The organism is Aeromonas sp. 601027, from assembly GCF_049174455.1.
GTDB lineage: Bacteria > Pseudomonadota > Gammaproteobacteria > Enterobacterales > Aeromonadaceae > Aeromonas > Aeromonas veronii_A.
The window spans coordinates 381,112-399,415 of the sequence record NZ_JAAKTN010000001.1; the positions used below are offsets into that span (position 1 = coordinate 381,112).

Annotated in this window: 14 protein-coding genes; 8 read left to right on the forward strand and 6 right to left on the reverse strand. The window is 59.6% G+C overall.

Going from position 1 to position 18,304, the window contains the following annotated elements; genetic code table 11:
- Positions 1–48: 48 nt before the first annotated feature.
- On the reverse strand, positions 49–537 hold the full coding sequence (locus G5193_RS01635; RefSeq protein ID WP_216953801.1) for a GNAT family N-acetyltransferase: 489 nt from the start codon (positions 535–537) through the stop codon (positions 49–51).
- Complete coding sequence (locus G5193_RS01640; RefSeq protein WP_201983749.1) at positions 534–917, reverse strand: MmcQ/YjbR family DNA-binding protein; 384 nt, start codon at positions 915–917, stop codon at positions 534–536. Before G5193_RS01640 ends, G5193_RS01635 begins: the two co-directional genes overlap by 4 nt.
- A gap of 118 nt (positions 918–1,035) precedes the next feature.
- On the opposite strand from G5193_RS01640, the gene G5193_RS01645 reads away from it, so the two are divergent.
- The 3 genes from G5193_RS01645 to G5193_RS01655 all read left to right on the forward strand — a co-directional run bounded on the left by G5193_RS01645 (position 1,036) and on the right by G5193_RS01655 (position 4,295).
- Positions 1,036–1,827: an alpha/beta fold hydrolase gene (locus G5193_RS01645; RefSeq protein ID WP_005333728.1), complete on the forward strand. Its 792-nt coding sequence runs from the start codon at positions 1,036–1,038 to the stop codon at positions 1,825–1,827.
- 251 nt (positions 1,828–2,078) lie between these two features.
- Positions 2,079–3,449, forward strand: coding sequence for a leucine-rich repeat-containing protein kinase family protein (locus G5193_RS01650; RefSeq protein WP_421204786.1), 1,371 nt, complete (start codon positions 2,079–2,081; stop codon positions 3,447–3,449).
- A gap of 198 nt (positions 3,450–3,647) precedes the next feature.
- Positions 3,648–4,295: a thiopurine S-methyltransferase gene (locus G5193_RS01655; RefSeq protein ID WP_421204787.1), complete on the forward strand. Its 648-nt coding sequence runs from the start codon at positions 3,648–3,650 to the stop codon at positions 4,293–4,295.
- A gap of 332 nt (positions 4,296–4,627) precedes the next feature.
- On the opposite strand, the gene G5193_RS01660 is transcribed toward G5193_RS01655, so the two are convergent.
- Complete coding sequence (locus tag G5193_RS01660; protein WP_421204788.1) at positions 4,628–7,414, reverse strand: insulinase family protein; 2,787 nt, start codon at positions 7,412–7,414, stop codon at positions 4,628–4,630.
- 162 nt (positions 7,415–7,576) lie between these two features.
- On the opposite strand from G5193_RS01660, the gene sixA reads away from it, so the two are divergent.
- From sixA to G5193_RS01675, 3 genes are all read left to right on the forward strand, one after another.
- On the forward strand, positions 7,577–8,044 hold the full coding sequence (gene sixA / locus G5193_RS01665; protein WP_021230584.1) for a phosphohistidine phosphatase SixA: 468 nt from the start codon (positions 7,577–7,579) through the stop codon (positions 8,042–8,044).
- 133 nt (positions 8,045–8,177) lie between these two features.
- Complete coding sequence (locus tag G5193_RS01670) at positions 8,178–8,384, forward strand: DUF1107 domain-containing protein (protein WP_421204789.1); 207 nt, start codon at positions 8,178–8,180, stop codon at positions 8,382–8,384.
- 164 nt (positions 8,385–8,548) lie between these two features.
- A complete protein-coding gene (locus tag G5193_RS01675; protein ID WP_421204790.1) occupies positions 8,549–9,466 on the forward strand; it encodes a DMT family transporter in 918 nt (305 codons plus the stop codon).
- A gap of 104 nt (positions 9,467–9,570) precedes the next feature.
- On the opposite strand, the gene G5193_RS01680 is transcribed toward G5193_RS01675, so the two are convergent.
- Positions 9,571–11,187 (reverse strand): peptide ABC transporter substrate-binding protein, encoded by a 1,617-nt coding sequence (locus G5193_RS01680; protein WP_064336240.1) that lies wholly within the window; start codon positions 11,185–11,187, stop codon positions 9,571–9,573.
- Between the two features lie 382 nt (positions 11,188–11,569).
- On the opposite strand from G5193_RS01680, the gene fbp reads away from it, so the two are divergent.
- Positions 11,570–12,604, forward strand: a complete 1,035-nt coding sequence (gene fbp, locus G5193_RS01685; protein WP_236341877.1) for a class 1 fructose-bisphosphatase — start codon at positions 11,570–11,572, stop codon at positions 12,602–12,604.
- A gap of 245 nt (positions 12,605–12,849) precedes the next feature.
- Here the strand turns inward: fbp and mfd are convergent, their stop codons facing one another.
- Both mfd and G5193_RS01695 read right to left on the reverse strand, forming a co-directional pair.
- Complete coding sequence (gene mfd, locus G5193_RS01690) at positions 12,850–16,332, reverse strand: transcription-repair coupling factor (protein WP_227343063.1); 3,483 nt, start codon at positions 16,330–16,332, stop codon at positions 12,850–12,852.
- A gap of 56 nt (positions 16,333–16,388) precedes the next feature.
- Positions 16,389–16,964, reverse strand: a complete 576-nt coding sequence (locus G5193_RS01695; protein ID WP_064336238.1) for a hypothetical protein — start codon at positions 16,962–16,964, stop codon at positions 16,389–16,391.
- Between the two features lie 76 nt (positions 16,965–17,040).
- Between G5193_RS01695 and G5193_RS01700 the strand changes: the two genes are divergently transcribed.
- Positions 17,041–18,276 carry a lipoprotein-releasing ABC transporter permease subunit gene (locus G5193_RS01700; protein WP_421204791.1) on the forward strand — a complete coding sequence of 412 codons (1,236 nt, stop codon included), beginning with the start codon at positions 17,041–17,043 and terminating at the stop codon, positions 18,274–18,276.
- Positions 18,277–18,304 lie beyond the last annotated feature (28 nt).

Here is an 18,304-nt window from a genome sequence, read left to right on the forward strand (position 1 = left end):
CTCAATACAGTAACAATACGAAAATTAAGCGTATTTTAGTGGCTTGCCCTAGCTTGGCAAGCAGCAGTGCATGCGATGGCGAGTAAAACTGACTCCGCCCCGCTCCACGGACTCCAGCCCGGTCAACGTAAAGCCATGTCGTAAAAATAGCTCATAACTGAAGGCGCTGGCCTCGGTGGTGATGAGGGTCATACCGAGCCCTCTGGCCCCCGCGAGCGCCGTGGTGAGCAGCAGATTGCCCAGTCCCTGGCGCTGATGGTCGGCGCTGACATAGAGCAGACTGAGATGGCCATCGGGGCTCAGGGTGACAAAACCGAGGGGCACATTTGCCAGCTCCGCCACCCAGCCGTGGTGTTCGCGCAGCTGGCTGACAAAGCCCGGATGTTGTGAACCGAGGGCCCACTGCTCCACCTGTTCGGCGCTGTAGTGCTCGGGGCCGCAGCGTCGCACCGCCTGCTCAAACAGGCTCACGAGGGCGGGGATATGTGCCTCACCAAGGGGGACAATGCAAAGTGCTGGACTAAGTGCTGGGGTCATAAGGTTGGGTCGTCAGTGGGGGAGAGGGGACGCGGCGCCTGTGGCCGTTTGGCTTTGGGCAGACCCGCGACAACCCGCTCATAGGAGTGATGCACCCAGCCCTGCCACAGATCATCTGGCAAGGTGCTGTTCAGGGTCACTGTGTTCCAGTGTTGCTTGTTCATATGCCAACCCGGTTTGACCTCGGGGTGGATCTCGCGCAGCAGCAACGCCAGCTCGGGCTCGCATTTGAGGTTGATGGTAAGCGGCTCGGCCTGCCAATCCACCAGCGCGAACATCTTGCCCGCGATGCGGTAGACCAGGGTCTCCGGGCCAAACGGGGTATCTTCGGTGGCGCCCGGCAGGGTCAGCAGAAAGTGGCGCAAACGGGTCAAATCCATGGAAAGTTCTCGCGCAAGGGGTGATCCGGGTCATGTCAGGCGCATATCTATCGGCGGGCCTGTTCTGTTAATATGCGCGCAGCCGAGTATACCCCCCATCACCAAGGGAGCCTATTGGATGTTGTATCACAAGACTTTCGAACTGGGTCCCGAGCGGGATTGGGTGGTGTTTGTCCACGGCGCCGGTGGCAGCTCCTCCATCTGGTTCAAACAGCTGCGCGCCTATCGCGAGCACTTCAATGTGCTGCTGCTGGACTTGCGCGGCCACGGCCAGTCCCACCAGCTGCAACAGGTGGTCAAGGGTCACTACAGCTTTCGGGAAGTGACCGAAGATATCGTTCGGCTGCTCGATCATCTCGATATCCGCCGCGCCCACTTTGTCGGCATCTCCCTTGGTACCATCCTGATTCGTCATCTGGCCGAGCTCTGCCCGGAGCGGGTGAAAAGCATGGTACTGGGGGGCGCCATTTTGCGGCTCGATATCCGCTCGCGGGTGCTGGTGCAGCTGGGCCGACTCGGCCAGCACTTCCTGCCCTATATGTGGCTCTACCGGCTGTTTGCCTTCATCATCATGCCGCGCCAGCACCATCAGGAGTCGCGCAACCTCTTTGTGCGCGAGGCCCGCAAGCTCTGCCAGAAAGAGTTCAAACGCTGGTTCCGCCTCGCCACCGAGGTGAACCCGCTGATGCGTTACTTCCGCGAACGCTCCCTGCCCATTCCCACCCTCTATGTGATGGGAGAGGAGGATCATATGTTTCTGGCACCGGTGCGCGAACAGGTGGCCCGCGATGCCAGCTCCTCATTAGCGGTGATCGAACAGTGCGGCCATGTCTGCAATGTGGAGCAGCCGGAACAGTTTAATCGTCGTACGCTGGCGTTCATTCAATCGCTGGGGGGCGGACGGAAATAAGGATTCATTACGCTGTGCATTCAGGTCATGCTACAGCGGCATTGCAAGCTGGCCGCGAGCAAAGCGCTGCCAACGTGCAATAGATGTCGCTGTCTTGGCGATCGTATAAGCCGCATACTTTCAAGCTACCAGGGGTGATCTGCCCCCCTGATTCTTTATAATGCCCCCCTTTAAAACCGCTGGACCCAGGTTCGGCGCGCGCAGATGGCTTGCTATGTCATCATGCAGGTCATCAGGATTGAGAAACGGTTATGCATACTCTGGAACAGCTGCGTGCGGGTGAACTGTGCGGTGCCCGCCATCTGAAGCTTTGTGAAAACCTGACGGAGTTCCCCACCGAGATTTTGAGCCTGAAAGAGACGTTGGAGGTGCTGGATTTGACCGGCAACCAGCTGAGCACGCTGCCGGACGAGCTGGCCGGGTTTGGCAAACTGCGCATTATCTTCTGCTCTGAGAACCGCTTTACCGAGCTGCCCGAGGTGCTGGGACGTTGTCCGGCGCTCACCATGGTGGGTTTTAAGGCCAACCGGATTGTTACCGTCTCGGCCAGGGCGTTGCCCGCCGGTTTGCGCTGGCTGATCCTGACCGATAACGCAATTGAGCAGCTGCCTGATGAGCTGGGCCAGTGCGACGCCCTGCAAAAGTTGATGCTGGCGGGCAACCGCCTGCGCGAGCTGCCGAGGAGCCTTGCCAACTGCCGCAATCTGGAGTTGCTGCGCATCGCCGCCAACCGCATCGAACGCTTCCCCGAGTGGCTGCTGTCGCTGCCGCGCCTTGCATGGCTCGCCTACTCCGGCAACCCCTTTAGCGAAGGGGCGGAGGCGCGGGCCATCGATGATGCCCATGTCACGCCGATTGCTTGGGAGACGCTGGCGCTGGGCGAGCTGCTGGGGCAGGGAGCATCCGGCGTTATCCATCGCGCCACCCTTGTGGGTAATCCTGCTGATGAAGTGACTCAGGCCAGCGGCGGAGCCGATGCCAGTCAGGTGGCGGTCAAGCTGTTCAAGGGGGCGGTGACCAGCGACGGGTTGCCCCGCTGCGAGATGGCGGCATCGCTGGCGGCGGGCACTCATCCCAACCTTATCAAGGTGATAGGCAAGGTGGCTGATCACCCCTCCGGTATTCCGGCGCTGGTGATGGAGCTGATCGACCCGGCCTTTGTCAATCTGGCCGGGCCGCCGAGCCTGGACTCCTGCACCCGGGATGTCTATCCAGAGGGGCTGCATCTGAGTGTGCCGGATGCGCTGGCGATGGCCCACGGCATCGCCTCGGTGGAGGGCCATCTGCATCGCGCGGGCATCATGCACGGGGATCTCTACGGCCACAATATTCTGTTTGCCCGCGGGCCTGACGCCCCGGCTCGCGCCCTGCTGGGGGATTTTGGCGCCGCTTCCTTATATGACCGCTGCGACCGCGAGCGGGCCATGGGCCTTGAGCGACTGGAAGTGCACGCCTTTGGTTGCCTGCTGGAGGAGCTGCTGGCCCATTGCGATACGCAAGACTCACCGCTTGATGGGTTGCATCAGCTCAAAGCGGCCTGCCTCTCGGAACTCCCCGCCGAACGCCCCGATTTTGCTTATATAGAGCGTCAGCTGGCGGCCGCTCGCGCCACGCTGTCGTGATCTAATTGACGTTGGCAGGCACGTTATAAACGCAGCCAATAGCGCTCATTGCGACAGCGAGGCGCACGGCAAGGTGACGTCCCGCCATTCTCCCGATAACACGCCGAGGCTGCGCGGCAAAAAGGGGAGGGCAGAGGGTTGCGCGGTGCCGGTTAAGTTGTGATATTGAGGCATCTTTAGTACAGAAGGGTAATAACGATGGAAGCTGCGTTTTGGCATCAGCGTTGGGAAGAGAACCGGATTGGCTTTCATCAGGCGGACTTCAACCACTGGCTGCAATCCTGGTGGTCAGCCCAGCAAGCGGACGAGCCGGTGCTGGTTCCCCTGTGCGGCAAGTCCCGTGACATGCTCTGGCTGAGCGCTCAGGGCCATCCGGTCGACGGTTTCGAGCTATCGAGCCTTGCCGTCAGCCAGTTCTTCAGTGAAAACCAGCTCGCCGCGACCGTGAGCGAAGTAGGCCCTTATCAGTGTCATCAGGTGGACAGCCTGCGCATTTTTCAGGGGGATTTTTTCGCCGCCCCCAGTCTGGGTCGCCGTTACCGGCTGGTCTATGATCGCGCGGCGCTGATCGCCCTGCCGACCGCGATGCGCCGCCAGTATGCAGCCCTGATCAGTTCGCTGGTCGAGACCGGCGGCCAGATCCTGCTGGTGACCCTTGAATATCAGCCGGAGCAGCAGAGTCAGCCCCCCTTCTCGGTGGGTGAGATGGGGGTGCGAGCCCTGTTTGAGCGCGATTTTCGTATCGAGGTGCTGGGGCGCGCCGCCGAGGTGGATCACCCGCGGGTGTTGTCGGGCCAGCTCTCCTACTTCGATGAGGTAGCCTACCGGCTGGTTCGCCGGGGTTAACGGGCAGCTAACGGGCGAGCAAAGGGTGATCTGCGCCGACAAATCATCGGGCTATGCGCTCTTTGCTACCTCCTTTGACGTAGATCAACGTGACTGGCGGGGGGAGTGCCTAATATGAGGCTGTTTCTCAATCACTGTTGGCATTGCAAAGCGAGTATCGGGTCTTTCCCGCTTGCTGATCAGCAACTCAGTGTCTGATTTTCACGCTCATGTTCACTTTTGGCGGCTTTGGTCGCAATTGTTATGGTTTTTCCAGCCGACCCTGATGGGTCGGCTTTTTATTGCCTGTGATTTGCCGTGGGAATGGAAAAACGGGGGCGTGCGAGGCCTGATCAGGCCTCGAAGGTGGCGGCATTGAGCCGAAATGCCCGTGGATCATCGATAAACTGGCCGGTGATCCGCTCGTCATGTTCGTGCCCCTGACCATAGCTGCAGAGGATCAGCCGATCGGAGGTGCGCGAGCGCAGCTGGGTGATAAAGCGCACCAGATCGGCGCGGCTCAACTTGCCCACCTCATCGCAGACCCGTTCCCGCTGATCGAACCCCAGGTCCTTGTTGCCGATGCTGACCCACAACCGCTGGCCGCGACTGCGCAGGTTGGCATCCCGCTCGCTCAGCTGGGCTTGCAGCCCCGCCTTGCTCTCTTGCCACTGCTGCTCGGTAAATTCGAGCATGGCCAGCGGGAAGAGGTCGATAAACTCCTCCACCGCATCGAGCAGGATCTGCGGCCCCGCCACCGGCGACTGGATATAGAAGATCAGCCCCGGATGGCGATTGAGGGGCAGGTTGCCGGCACCCACCACATACCCCAGTTGCTGGCGGGTGCGCAGCTCGTGGAAGAAAGTAGAGGACATGATGTGGTTCGCCAGGGTAAAGCAGGCGAGATCCCGCGCCCGGGTGGTACGGGACTGGTAGTAGACCAGCAGTGCCGAGTCTTCGTGATCGCAACCCTGCTCGCGAATAAGGGTGCCCCTGTCCTGAATGGAGATGAGCGGACGACGGGTCTCGCCGCTCGGCTTGCTGCTGGTGCCATTGATATCGCTCAGGTGGCGCTCCATCAGGGCGGCCAGCTCCAGCGCTTCGGCGGCAGTCCAGTCGCCATGCACCAATGCCTCGACATGCACCTCGCCAAACAGCTGGGCCACGAAGCCGGGCATCTCCTCCAGCTCGACGGTGCGCAGGTGGCGCAGCAACTGCTCGAACGGCGGGTTGTTCGGTTGCAGCAAACTGGTGAGCTGGTTAAAGAGCTGGGAGATGGGGCGCGCCTTGGACTGGTTGTCCCAGTTGCGGATGAGCTGCTCTTTGATCTCGGCGAAGCGGCCCGGATCCGGATACCCCAGCGTGCGGTTGCCGAGGATCATGTCGAGCAACAGCGGCTGCTTGTCGGCAAAACCGCTCAGGTTGATGGTAAAGCCCCCCTGATGGGCATAGATCTGGTAGCCCAGCCCCGCCAGCTCCGCCGGATAGGTGAGGGCGTTGAGGTGGTCTGCCAACAGCTCCACGGCGAGGCGCGCCATGGCGATATTACGCGGATTTTTGACCGCATGTTCGCTGTCGATGGAGATATAGAGATTGCCCTTGGGCACGCTGAACAGGTGCTCATGGAGGTGCCAGAGGCGAAAACCGGGGCGATCGATAAGGCAGGCGGGCATGTCGGCGGCAAGCTCTGGCGTGCGCGGATCGAGCCTACTGCTGATAAAGGGGTTGGGCTTGGGTAGCGCCAGCGCCGGATCCGGTTCGCTCTGCTGCCAGCGAATTTTCTCGGCCTCGGTAATGGTTGCCACGCTGTAGGGGGTCTGATACCAGCGGGCCAGCCGATCGGTTGCCACTTCCGGCGCAGTGATGGTGATACGCAGGTTGTGCGGGGTGAGCTTGGCGAGGAAGCGGCGGATCAGCCCCTCGTCATATTCGCGCATCATGTAGTCGCCGTAGAGCAGATCCTCAGGTTTGTAGCTAAAGAGGTTGAGCACCAGCCCCGACACCGTATCGAGGGGGCGGCCGCGCTCCTGAAAACGGAACGCCGATTCGAGCACGGTCCGTTTTTCGTCGTAGCGCCAGCTCTGCAGCCCTTCGCGGCCAATCAGTTTCAGATAGCCAAACAGGGCGGCGAGGATGTCGTCCACATGCTCAAGGCCCAGAGGTGTGAGGCCGAAGTTGACGCCAAAATCCTTGAAGTTGACGCCGCTTATGCCACCGCCCGCCGAGAGCTGATTGACCCAGCCTTTCGCCTTGAGCAGGGAGAGCAGGCTGCCATCCCCCTCGTAGCCAATCAGATGGCTCAGGAAGGTGAGGGGCTTTTTGTCGTAAAACTCGTCCACATTGGGCAGGGGGAAGCAGAGCGACAGCTTGCGGGTCTCCTTGACCGGATTGATGTGGATGCGCACGCCGAGATCGTCGAGCCGGTAGAGCGGCATGGTGAGAGTCGGGGTTCCCAAATTGCGATTCAAAATGGGAGCAAAGTAGCGACAGCACCACTGCAACTGGGTATCGATGGATTCCGGCGAGATCATCACCAGCGCCATGCGATCCGCGCTGTAGTGGCTTTCGTAAAAACGGATAAGGTCGGAGCGCAGATCCCGTCCCGGCAGATCGGCCAGGGTATCAAGGTTGCCCACCGAGAACTTGGCGAAGGGGTGCGCCGGGTTGACCGTCTCTTTATGCACCTGATAGCTGCGGCGCATGTCGTCCTGCAGCTTGAGGCGATACTCGGAGTCGACCGCATTGCGCTCCTTGTCCACCCACTCCGGATCAAAGGTGGGGCAGATAAAGAACTGGGAGAAGCGATCCAGCCCTGCTTCGAAGAAGCCGTTGTCGATCTCGAAGAAGAAGTTGGTGAATTCGGTGCCGGTCCAGGCGTTGTTGCTGCCGCCATGACGGCTCATAAATTGCTGGTACTCACCAGGCTTGGGGTAAGTGGCGGTGCCGAGAAACAGCATGTGTTCCAGAAAATGGGCCATCCCCTGCCGGTCGACAGGATCGTCAAAATGGCCGGTATTGACCGCCAGCGAGGCGGCCGATTTGTCGGTGTCGGGATCACAAATCAACAAGACCCTGAGCCGGTTGGCCAGCTCCAGAAAATGGTATTGCCGATGGTCATTGGGACTGGCATATGGGCTCATTGGCGTGTGACTCACGTTGGATTTATTTGAATTTAAACATGATTATCGACCCCGCTATCCCGTCAGGCAAACCCTTTTCTGAGAGGTAGCGCAATTGTTTCCACACCCGTAGCGGGGTAAGATCCCCCGGCTATCAAAACAGGCCCTTTGGGCGAGGTTGTAATGAAGATCTATATCATGCGTCATGGCCAGGCTGGCATGAATGCGAAAACAGATGAACAGCGTCCATTGACCGAGCAGGGTATTGAAGAGTCTATCCAGATGGCTCGCTGGCTGGCGCCTCAGCTGATTGGCCCGCTGGATCGGGTGATCCACAGCAACTATCTGCGGGCACGCCAGACCTGGCAAGCCATATGCAGTGAATTGCCTGACGCAGCAGCCGTTGAAGAGAGTGGCGACATTACCCCTTACGGTGATCCCGCTTTCGTGGCCAGCTACCTTACCACTTTGGCTGAACAACATGACCAGATCCTGATGGTCAGCCATCTGCCGCTAGTGGGTTATCTGGTGCAAAGCCTCTGTCCGGCCGCAGGAGCACCCATGTTTGCCACCTCGGGGATCGCCTGTATCGAGTGGCACGATGGCAAAGGAGCCTTGCTCTGGCTCGAAGGGCCGCATACAATAGGCTAAAAGTTAATAAAAAGTTATAGATTGAATTTTTTGGGAAGAGATGGGCGAGTTTTCCGGATTTTTATAAATATTTTACGGAATTAATTCGCAGAAGCTGCTGTCATACGGATACAACTGCAAGAGGTTGCAAACGATGAGAGTGTTCAAGAAGTACCTGCCACTGATGGTGGCAAAGCATGTCAAAACCTTCTTTAAAGGTCGGATTTACATTCATGGTCGGGGGCGGTTTGATTTCCAATCCGGTTTGTTGCTGATGCCGAATCCGGCGGATATTCCCCATCGCCAGACAGTCACCGAGGTCAACGAGCTGATCTCCAGACTGCACATGAATGCCGCGTGATGCGCTTCTGAACCTGTTTCTGCACTGATATGCCCGCACTTTTGCGGGCATATTTGTTTCTGGCTACTGGCGTTCACCATGTGGCTGTTCAGGCCCACACCTTTGTTTATCTTCCATCGCCCCCTATACTGGCCCGCTGTTGTCTCTTCGGTCTGGATCCTCTCATGCCCTTTGCCTTTCTGTTTCCTTTCTCCTGCATTGCCATCTGGGCTGGCAATGGCATCGTCAGCAAACTGGCGGTTGGTGTGTTGTCCCCGACAGCCTTGGCCTGGTCGCGCTGGGTGGTGGCTGCGCTGGTATTAAGCCCGTTTCTGGCCCGTCGAGTATGGCGTGCGCGTGCCCGCATTCGTGCCGGCCTTTGGCAGATCGCCATGCTGGCCTCGCTGGGCATGGTGCTCAACCAGACTTTTGGGTACTACGCGGCGCAAACGCTGGGGGCTACCGAGATGGGGTTGATGATGGGACTGACGCCGCTGCTGACCGTGCTGTTCAGTATCTGGCTGCTGCGCGAGCGGCCCACCTGGGGCGCCGTGCTGGGGGCGCTGCTCTCCATCTTTGGCTTGTCTATCTTGCTGGGGCAGGGGGATCCGACCCGACTGTTTACCCAGGGTATTCATATCGGCTCTGTCTACATGCAGCTCTCGGCGGGCACTTATGCCCTTTATAGCGTGCTGCTCAAGAAGTGGGATTTGGGGCTCGACAACTGGTCGCTGCTCTACGGTCAGGTGCTCTGCAGTGTGCTGATCCTGACCCCCTTCTTTCTGCTGGTGGATGGTCAGCTGCCAGAGGGGCGTGCGATCTGGCTGATCTTCTATGCGGGGATCCCCGCGTCGGCCCTCTGTCCCTGGCTCTGGATGCAGGGGATCACCCTGCTTGGTGCCAATCGTACCGCCATCTTTATGAATCTGCTGCCAGTGATGACGGCTGGCCTTGCCATCACCCTGCTGGGAGAGCGGCTGACCAGCTATCACCTGATCGGGGGCGGTCTGACTCTGCTGGGGGTTTTGCTGGCTCAGTTGCTGGTGCGTCCGGTGGTGATGGGTCGTCGCCGGGAGGTGTTGGCTCCTTGTCCCGAAGAGTAATCTTGCGTGAAAGCGTAGATGGGCCCAATGGCCCGCTTGGCCGCCAATGAAAAGCGCCTGCAGCAATGCAGGCGCTTTTTTATGGTCACATCTTGCCGAGCCGGTTACTGGGCAACCAGATAGAGCTCCTTGCTGTAGACCACATCCTGCGGGTTAAGGTGGGGATAGCCTTTCACGAAAGGTTTGAGCAACCTTGATTTGACCGAGAAATAGATGGGGGCGATGGGGGCATCCGCATCAATGAGAGCCTCTGCCTGCTGATACAGGGCATTGCGTTCAGCGGGATCCAGCGAGTCGTGGGCCTTGGCCAGCAGGGCGTCGTACTCCTTGTTGAACCACTTGCCGCTGTTGGCGCTGCTGCTGGAGGTCATGATGTCGAGAAAGGTGGAGGCGTCGTTATAATCCCCGTTCCAGCCATAGCGGCTAACCCCGAAATCCCCCTCGTTCAGCGCCGAGACCATGGTCTTCCACTCCATGTTGTTGAGGGTGGCAGTGACCCCTAGGTTGTGTTTCCACATGGAGGAGACGGCCAGCGCAATCTTTTTGTGGCTCTCGTTGGTGTTGTAGAGAATGTCCACTGTGAGTGGCTTGTCCGGACCATAACCCGCTTCGGCCAACAGGGCTTTGGCTTGCTTGATCCGCTCCTCTTTGCTCTGCAGCTGGCTGGCCGGTTTTTTCAATTCAAAACCGTCCACAATGGGGGGCGTGAAGCTATATGCGGCAATTTGTCCCTGCCCCAGGATCTTGTCGGTGATAGTCTCCCGGTCGATGGCGAGCGAGAGCGCCTTGCGTACTTTCGGGTCATCGAACGGTTTGCGCTGGGTATTGAAGACATAGTAATAGCTGGCCAGCGTGGGGACGCTGACCAGTTCTTCCGGGCTCTTGCTCTTGAGCTGTTTGTATTGCTCCAGCGGATAAGTGGTGTAGTGCAGTTCACCGGTGCGATAGCGGTTGTAGGCGGCGGTTTCCGAGACGATCTCCAGATAGATCACCTTGTTCAGGACGGTGTGCTGGTTGTTCCAGTAGTGGGTATTGCGCTCGGCGCTCAGCCGCTCGTTGGGGGTCCACTCCTTGAGTACAAAGGCGCCGTTGGAGACGATATTGCCCGGTTTGACCCAATCCTTGCCGAATTTTTCAATGGTGGCCTTGGGGGCCGGGAACGTGGTGTAGTGGGCCAGCGTTTTTAGGAAGAAGGGAACCGGATTTTTCAGGGTGACCTGCAGGGTGTGGTCATCGAGCGCCTTGATCCCGAGCTCTGACGGGCTCTTCTTGCCCTGTGTCACCTCGCTTGCATTGACCACTCCGGTCAACTCGATAAACCAGGCGTAGTTGGAGGCCGTCTTGGGATCGGCCGCCCGTTGCCAGCCGTAGACATAATCGGCGGCGGTGACCGGTTCACCGTTTGACCACTTGGCCTCGGGCCTCAGCTTGAAGGTGTAGACGGTACCTGTCTTGTCGACGTCGTAGCTGACGGCGCCTGCTGGTTTGATCTTGCCGGTATTATCCAGCTCATAGAGCCCTTCAAACAGATCGTTGACGATGGCACTACCGGCGGTCTCTTCTACCAGCTGGGGGTCGATGGTGGTGGGTTCGGTGCCGATATTGGTCACGTAGATTTGTTGGGCATCCGGCAGCAGCTTGGTACCGGCAGGCACCTGGGCAGCCCAGGCGGGAAGGGCAAACAGTCCGGCTACCATGCCGGCAATGAGAGTCTTGTTCATTGATAATCCTTGAGTTTTATTTGCTTCCAAAGCGAAATCAGTGTGCTGGATTGGCGATCGGATCTCAAGAGGTAATGGCTGAGGGAACGGCAGGCCCATCAGACTCCATTTTTAATGGCCAAAGGCCAGTCAGCTCATGGCTTGCCGCAGGTTATTGCCACGAATTAAGAGGCGAAAAGTTATCGATTGAAACCGAATAAAAAGCGCCTTTTACCATAACGTGAGGCGAAATAGCCTATTTAATAGGCCGCTTAATTCGCTGCAAAAACAAAAAACAGACGTTACATTAGGTTACAAATCAAGGCCGCCGGTGATCGGCATTTTTTTTGCCGATGCCTGCAAACGTTTTCAATGCCAACGGATGCGATCTAAAGGAACAAAAATGCGAAACATGATCACCATGGGTGAGTTCATCGTCAAAAAGCAGGCGGATTATCCTACCGCGACCGGCGAGCTGACCTCGTTGCTGAGCTCGATCCGCCTTGCTGCCAAGGTGGTGAACCGGGAGATCAACAAGGCGGGACTGGCGGATATCATCGGTTCCATGGGCGCTGAAAACGTACAGGGCGAGGTGCAGCAGAAGCTGGATGTCTACGCCAACGAACGCTTCAAGGCGGCGTTGGAAGCGCGCGGCGAGGTGTGCGGCATGGCTTCGGAAGAGGAAGAGGACTTTGTCGCCTTTGACTCACCGCTCTCCAAAAACTCCAAGTATGTGGTGCTGATCGACCCGCTCGATGGCTCCTCCAATATCGACGTCAACGTCTCGGTCGGAACCATCTTCTCCATCTACCGCCGTTTGAGCCCGCAAGGTTCGCCGGTGACGCTGGAGGACTTCCTGCAACCGGGCAACCGTCAGGTCGCCGCCGGTTATGTGGTCTACGGCTCCTCCACCATGCTGGTCTACACCACCGGCTTTGGCGTCAACGGCTTTACCTACGACCCCTCCATCGGTTGTTTCTGCCTCTCCCACGAGAACATCCGCATTCCGGACGAGGGCAAGATCTACTCCATCAACGAGGGCAACTACATCAAGTTCCCGGATGGGGTGAAGAAGTACCTCAAATATTGTCAGGAGCGCGACGAGGCGACCCACAGACCTTACACCTCACGTTATATCGGCTCCTTGGTTTCCGATTTCCATCGCAACCTGCTCAAGGGTGGCATCTACATCTATCCGTCCGGCACCAACTCGCCGAACGGCAAGCTGCGCCTGCTCTATGAGTGCAACCCGATGGCGTTTCTGGTGGAGCAGGCCGGTGGCAAGGCATCCGATGGCTTTGGCCGCATCATGGATATCCAGCCCACCGCGTTGCACCAGCGTACCCCTTACTTTGTTGGCTCGACCAAGATGGTGGAGCGGGCCGAGGCCTTTATGCGCGAGTTCTCCGCCCATGAGGATCCAGCCAACCAGGGCTGATCGTCAGAGGTGTAGGTTGGTGCTGAGCGCAGCGAAGCCCAACATTTACCGATGCGATTCCCTCTCCCCAGGGATAGGGCAGGGTGAGAGGAATGGTTTTCACTGCCCCCCTCATCCCCGACCCTTCTCCCACAAGGGGAGAAGGGAGACGCTAGTAGCCAGCCAACATAAGCAAAACGGGAGCCAATTTGGCTCCCGTTTTTGTTGGCATTCTCTTTCTGGCTCGCCGCCAGCGTTGCAGAGACTCACAGGCTGTTGCTGGCCAGATCAGCCAGCAAACCATCTACCAGTTTCAGGCGCATGGCGCGATCCTGGGTCGGCACCTGGAAGCGCAGCCGGGTCGGCCCGTCCATCTTGTAGACCCGTGGCTGGCTGGAGAGCAGTTTGACCAGATAGGCCGGATTGACCTTGGTCTCTTGCGTGAAGTCGAGATAGCCGCCGCGCTCGCTCATCTCCACCCGGCGAATGCCAAGGGCAGTGGCACGCTGACGGAAGGCAGCCAGCTCCAGCAGGGTTTTGGTCGCCTCCGGCAAGAGGCCGAACCGGTCGATCAGCTCCACTTTTAGCTCGCGAAGCTCCTGCTCGTCCGCCGCACTGGCAATCCGCTTGTACATGGAGAGACGCATATTGACGTCCGGGATGTAGTCATCCGGCAGCAGCGCAGGCAGGCGCAGCTCCACCTCGGTGTGCTGGCTCATCAGTTGCTCCAGCGACGGCTCCTTGCCATTTTTCAGTGCCTCGACCGCCTGCTCCAGCATTTCCATGTAGAGGGTGAAGCCGACCGATTCGATCTGGCCGCTCTGATCGTCGCCGAGCAGTTCGCCCGCGCCACGGATCTCCAGATCGTGGGTCGCCAGCGCAAAGCCGGCACCGAGATCTTCCAGCGAGGCAATCGCCTCCAGCCGCTTGGCTGCATCCTTGGTCATCAGCTTGGGATGGGGGGTGAGCAGATAGGCATAGGCCTGATGGTGGGAGCGGCCAACCCGGCCCCGCAACTGGTGCAGCTGGGCCAGACCGAGGTGATCCGCCCGATCCATGATGATGGTGTTGGCGCTTGGCACATCGATGCCGGTCTCGATGATGGTGGTGCAGACCAAGAGGTTGAAGCGCTGGTGGTAGAAGTCGGACATGATCCGCTCAAGGTCACGTTCGCGCATCTGGCCGTGGGCGATGCCGATGCGGGCCTCCGGCACCAGTTCCGCCAGATCGGCGGCGCACTTCTCGATGCTCTCGACGTCGTTGTGCAGGTAGTAGACCTGACCGCCGCGCTTGAGTTCCCGCAGCACCGCCTCGCGCACCACCGCCGGTTCGTGCTGGCGGACAAAGGTTTTGATGGCGAGCCGCTTGGCGGGCGGGGTGGCGATGATGGAGAGATCCCGCATGCCGGACATCGCCATATTGAGAGTGCGTGGAATAGGAGTGGCGGTGAGGGTGAGGATATCCACATCGGCCCGCAGCGCCTTGATCTTCTCCTTCTGGCGTACCCCGAATCTGTGCTCCTCATCGACGATGAGCAGTCCCAGATCCTTGAAGGTGAGTTCGGAGCCGAGCAGCTTGTGGGTGCCGATGATGATGTCCACCTTGCCTTCAGCCAATTCCTTCATCACAGCGCTCTGCTCCTTGGCGGAGCGGAAGCGGCTCAGTACCTCGACCCGCACCGGCCAGTTGGCGAAGCGGTCGCGGAAGTTGTCGTAGTGCTGTTGCGCCAGCAGGGTGGTGGGCACCAGCACGGCAACCTGCTTGCCGCCGTGCACCGCCACAAATGCCGCCCGCATCGCCACTTCGGTCTTGCCGAAACCCACGTCGCCGCACACCAGTCGGTCCATGCTCTTGGCCTGACACATGTCCCCCAGCACCGCATTGATGGCGTTGAGCTGATCGTCGGTCTCCTCGAACGGGAAGCTTGCAGCAAATTGGCGATAGGCCTCTTTGTCGTGCTTGAAGGCAAAGCCGGCGCGAGCGGCGCGATGAGCGTAGACATCCAGCAACTCGGCTGCCACGTCGCGCACCTTCTCCGCCGCCTTGCGCCGCGCCTTGCTCCAGGCCTCGCCACCCAGCTTGTGGCTGGGCGGGTTATCAGAGCCGGTGTAGCGGCTGATAAGGTGCAAACTGGTGACCGGCACGAACAGCTTGTCGCCGCCGGCATATTCGAGGGTCAAAAACTCGGTGGGCAGACCACCGGCGTCGATGGTTTCGAGCCCCAGATAGCGGCCGACCCCATGATCCAGATGGACCACCGGCTGACCCTGGGTCAGCTCGCCCAGGTTTCTGATCACCGCATCGGAGCTTAAGTTTTTGCTCTTCTCCCGCGCCCGCTTGCTGCGCACTTTGCCGCCCAGCAGTTCGGTCTCGGTGATCAGCGCCAGTGGATCCTGACCGACCTCCTGCCACAGGAAGCCACGCTCAAGCGGTGCAACCAAGAGGCCGTGGCGATCCTGGCTTGCCATAAAGGCGTCGAGGGAGGGGAACTCTTTAGGTTGCAGCGAGATACGCGCCAGCAGATCGCCGAGCACCTCCCGTCGCCCTTCGGATTCCACCGCAAACAGGGTGCGCCCGGCAAAGCCTTGCAGGAACTGGTTAAGCGCCAGCAGAGGTTGCTCCTTGCTGTGATCGAGTTGCAGATCGGGCAGCGCGGAGATGGGCAGATCGTGCTGACCGGCATCACCGGCGGTGGCGGCCTCTTGCAGCCGCACCGCGCCATATTGGCCGAGGGAGGCAAAGAGCTGCTCCACCGGCAGATAGAGCTGGGCCGGTGGCAGCAGTGGGCGGGTGTTGTCCCAGCGTCTGTCTTCATAGCGCTGGCCGATGTCGTTCCAGAAGCGCTGGGCGGCGGGGTAGATATCCCCCACGGTGAGCAGCAGGGTCTCTTCCGGCAGATAGTCAAACAGGCTGGCGGTCTGGTTGAAGAAGAGCGGCAGATAATACTCGATGCCGGCGGGCCAGCGTCCCTTGCTCACCTCCTGATAGACGGAACCCTCGGCCCGCGACAGCTCGAACTGCTCGCGGAACTGGCCGCGAAACAGTTCGATGGCCGCCTCGTCGGTAGGGTATTCCCGGGCGGGCAGCAGGCTGACCGTCTTGACCGGTTCGCTGGAGCGCTGAGTCTCGGGATCGAATGGGCGGATGGAGTCCACTTCATCGTCGAAGAAGTCGATGCGATAGGGGCTGCTGCTGCCCATGGGGAAGAGATCGAGCAGGGAGCCGCGGGCGGCAAACTCGCCGTGCTCCAGCACCTGATCCACCGCCACGTAACCCGCCTCGGCCAGGCGGCCGCGCAACTGTTGCAGATTGAGGCGCTGGCCGGCCTTAACCATCAGGCTGTATTTGTCGAGATAGACCCGGGGGGCGCAGCGCAACATCAGGGTGGAGATGGGGACAATGAGTACCCCCTTGCTCATCTGCGGCAGCTTGTAGAGAGTCTCGAGCCGCTGGGAGATGATGTCCTGATGGGGGGAGAAGGTGTCGTAGGGCAGGGTCTCCCAATCGGGGAACAGCAATACGGGGGCGGACTGATCGGCTAGCTGCTTGTCTGCCAGCAGCTTGCCTGTCAGCAAATACTGTAGCTCCTGCTCCAGGCGCAGGGCGCTCGGGGTATCGGCGGTGATAAGCAGTACCGGCCCTTTGGCTTCATTGGTGAGACGAGCTGCAATCAGCGAGAGGCTGCTGCCGACCAGCTGGCCGAGCGTGATCTTTTGGCCCGCTTTGGCGGGCAAGGCGGGGAGTGTCATTGGCATGGTTCGATTCTTTTAACGTTGACGTTATCTATCGCTGACGTTCGCTCTGGTTAGCGCTGACGTTCTTGGGCGCGCAGCTTGAGCTGCTTCGATTGCACGTGGAGGCTGGCACGAACCAGCAGTTCACGGTCATCTTCGCGGATCCGCACATAGTCGAGCTGCACATGGGTGCCATGTTCACCGCCGTCAAGCTGTTTGACCTGGCCATAGCAGTAGATGGCGGCCGCCTCTTCCCGCAGGAAAATCTTGAGGCGCACGATCTGGTGCAGGTGCGGCGCATCCCCGTGACCATGATAGGGGTGCAGGTAGGTGAGTTGGCCAGCCCCGAAGCGCAGGGTGTGAAAGCGCTGCTCCGGATGGTCCTGCAGGGAGAGCACATAGCCCATGATCATGTCGATCTTGCGGGACTGCTGATTGACGATCTCGATCAGATCGTGCATCGACTCGTTCTGGTTGCGCAGCAGGCGAGTGGTCACCAGATCGATGGAGGTAATGGCCGAAGAGATCCGAAAGGGCTCCGGCAGCTCAGCGTCCAGCTCCTCCAGCGAGGGGAGGTGGAAGTCGGCCGGCATGGGGATCACATTGACCGGCGTGGCATGAGTGACGCTGAAGAACTGTTCCTGCATGGAGGCTATCCCTTGTTGTCATGGACGGTTTCCCTTTATTATCCGGTATCTTATTTTGTTGGCAACGTACATATCCTTGAAGACCGGACTTTTTCAGCCCCTTTCGCTGGCCATCGGCCTGCGTTATGCAGGCTCGAAGCGCAGCAATCGCTTCGTCTCATTTATCTCCCTGTTCTCTACCTTTGGCATCGCCATCGGGGTCGCCGCCCTGATGGTGGTCATTTCGGTGATGAACGGTTTCGAAGGGCAGCTCAAAGGGCGCATCCTCGGGGTGATCCCCCATGTGGTGGTGACCAATCAGGCTGGCCGTATTGATGCAGACCCGCAAGGCTTGCCGGATCTGGCCAAATTACCCCATGTGGTCGCCTCGGCCCCCATGCTCGACAGCGAAGGGATGCTGCAAAGCCCCGGCCAGCTGACCGGGGTGAGTGTGCAGGGGATCGACCCTGCAAAGTGGCCCAAGGATGACATCCTCCACAGCCAGATGCTGGGGGGGCGCCTCGATACCCTGCAGGCCGGCCACTACCGCATCGTGCTGGGGCAGGGGGTGGCACGTCGCCTCAATGTCTCCATCGGCGATCAGGTTCGCCTGATCCTGACCGAGGGGACCCGCTTCACTCCCTTTGGTCGGGTACCGGCCCAGCGCCTCTTTACCGTCTCCGGTATCTTCGGGGTCGGCGCCGATGTGGATAACCAGATTGCGCTGATCGCACTGGGAGATGCCCAGCGCTTGCTGCGTCTGCCGACAGAAACCGTCGGTGGCATTCGCCTCTGGCTCGATGATCCCTTTGCGGCTGACGAAGTGATCAAGACGCCGCTGCCGGATGGCTTGCTATGGCAGGATTGGCGCCGCGAGCGGGGCGAGCTGTTCCAGGCGGTCGCCATGGAAAAACGGATGATGGGGCTGATGCTGGTGCTGATCATCGCCGTCGCTACTTTCAACATCCTCTCCGCGCTGGTGATGGTGGTGACGGACAAGGAGGGTGAAGTGGCCATCCTGCGCACCATGGGCATGAGTGAATCGGGGATCGTCAAAATCTTCATGGTGCTTGGCGCCTCCAGCGGGGTGATTGGCGCCCTGTTTGGCGGACTGACGGGCCTGGCGCTCTCCCTGGGTCTCAACCCTCTGCTCAATGCGGTGGGGCTCAACCTCTATATGGCGGCGGGCGGCAGTGGCCTGCCGGTGATTGTCGAGCCGGCTCAGGTCATCACCATCTTGCTGGGCGCCGTGCTGCTGAGCTTCAGTGCCACCCTTTACCCGGCGGCACGCGCCGCACGGGTGAAACCGGCCGAGGCGCTGCGTTATGAGTAATGCCGTGAATAATGCATCTTCTGTTGTG

Excerpts from the sequence above, each read along its gene's own strand:
- G5193_RS01635 (WP_216953801.1), bottom strand. The coding sequence starts at position 537 with ATGACCCCAGCACTTAGTCCAGCACTTTGCATTGTCCCCCTTGGTGAG.
- G5193_RS01640 (WP_201983749.1), bottom strand. The coding sequence starts at position 917 with ATGGATTTGACCCGTTTGCGCCACTTTCTGCTGACCCTGCCGGGCGCC.
- G5193_RS01645 (WP_005333728.1), top strand. The coding sequence starts at position 1,036 with ATGTTGTATCACAAGACTTTCGAACTGGGTCCCGAGCGGGATTGGGTG.
- G5193_RS01650 (WP_421204786.1), top strand. The coding sequence starts at position 2,079 with ATGCATACTCTGGAACAGCTGCGTGCGGGTGAACTGTGCGGTGCCCGC.
- G5193_RS01655 (WP_421204787.1), top strand. The coding sequence starts at position 3,648 with ATGGAAGCTGCGTTTTGGCATCAGCGTTGGGAAGAGAACCGGATTGGC.
- G5193_RS01660 (WP_421204788.1), bottom strand. The coding sequence starts at position 7,414 with ATGAGCCCATATGCCAGTCCCAATGACCATCGGCAATACCATTTTCTG.
- sixA (WP_021230584.1), top strand. The coding sequence starts at position 7,577 with ATGAAGATCTATATCATGCGTCATGGCCAGGCTGGCATGAATGCGAAA.
- G5193_RS01670 (WP_421204789.1), top strand. The coding sequence starts at position 8,178 with ATGAGAGTGTTCAAGAAGTACCTGCCACTGATGGTGGCAAAGCATGTC.
- G5193_RS01675 (WP_421204790.1), top strand. The coding sequence starts at position 8,549 with ATGCCCTTTGCCTTTCTGTTTCCTTTCTCCTGCATTGCCATCTGGGCT.
- G5193_RS01680 (WP_064336240.1), bottom strand. The coding sequence starts at position 11,187 with ATGAACAAGACTCTCATTGCCGGCATGGTAGCCGGACTGTTTGCCCTT.
- fbp (WP_236341877.1), top strand. The coding sequence starts at position 11,570 with ATGCGAAACATGATCACCATGGGTGAGTTCATCGTCAAAAAGCAGGCG.
- mfd (WP_227343063.1), bottom strand. The coding sequence starts at position 16,332 with ATGACACTCCCCGCCTTGCCCGCCAAAGCGGGCCAAAAGATCACGCTC.
- G5193_RS01695 (WP_064336238.1), bottom strand. The coding sequence starts at position 16,964 with ATGCAGGAACAGTTCTTCAGCGTCACTCATGCCACGCCGGTCAATGTG.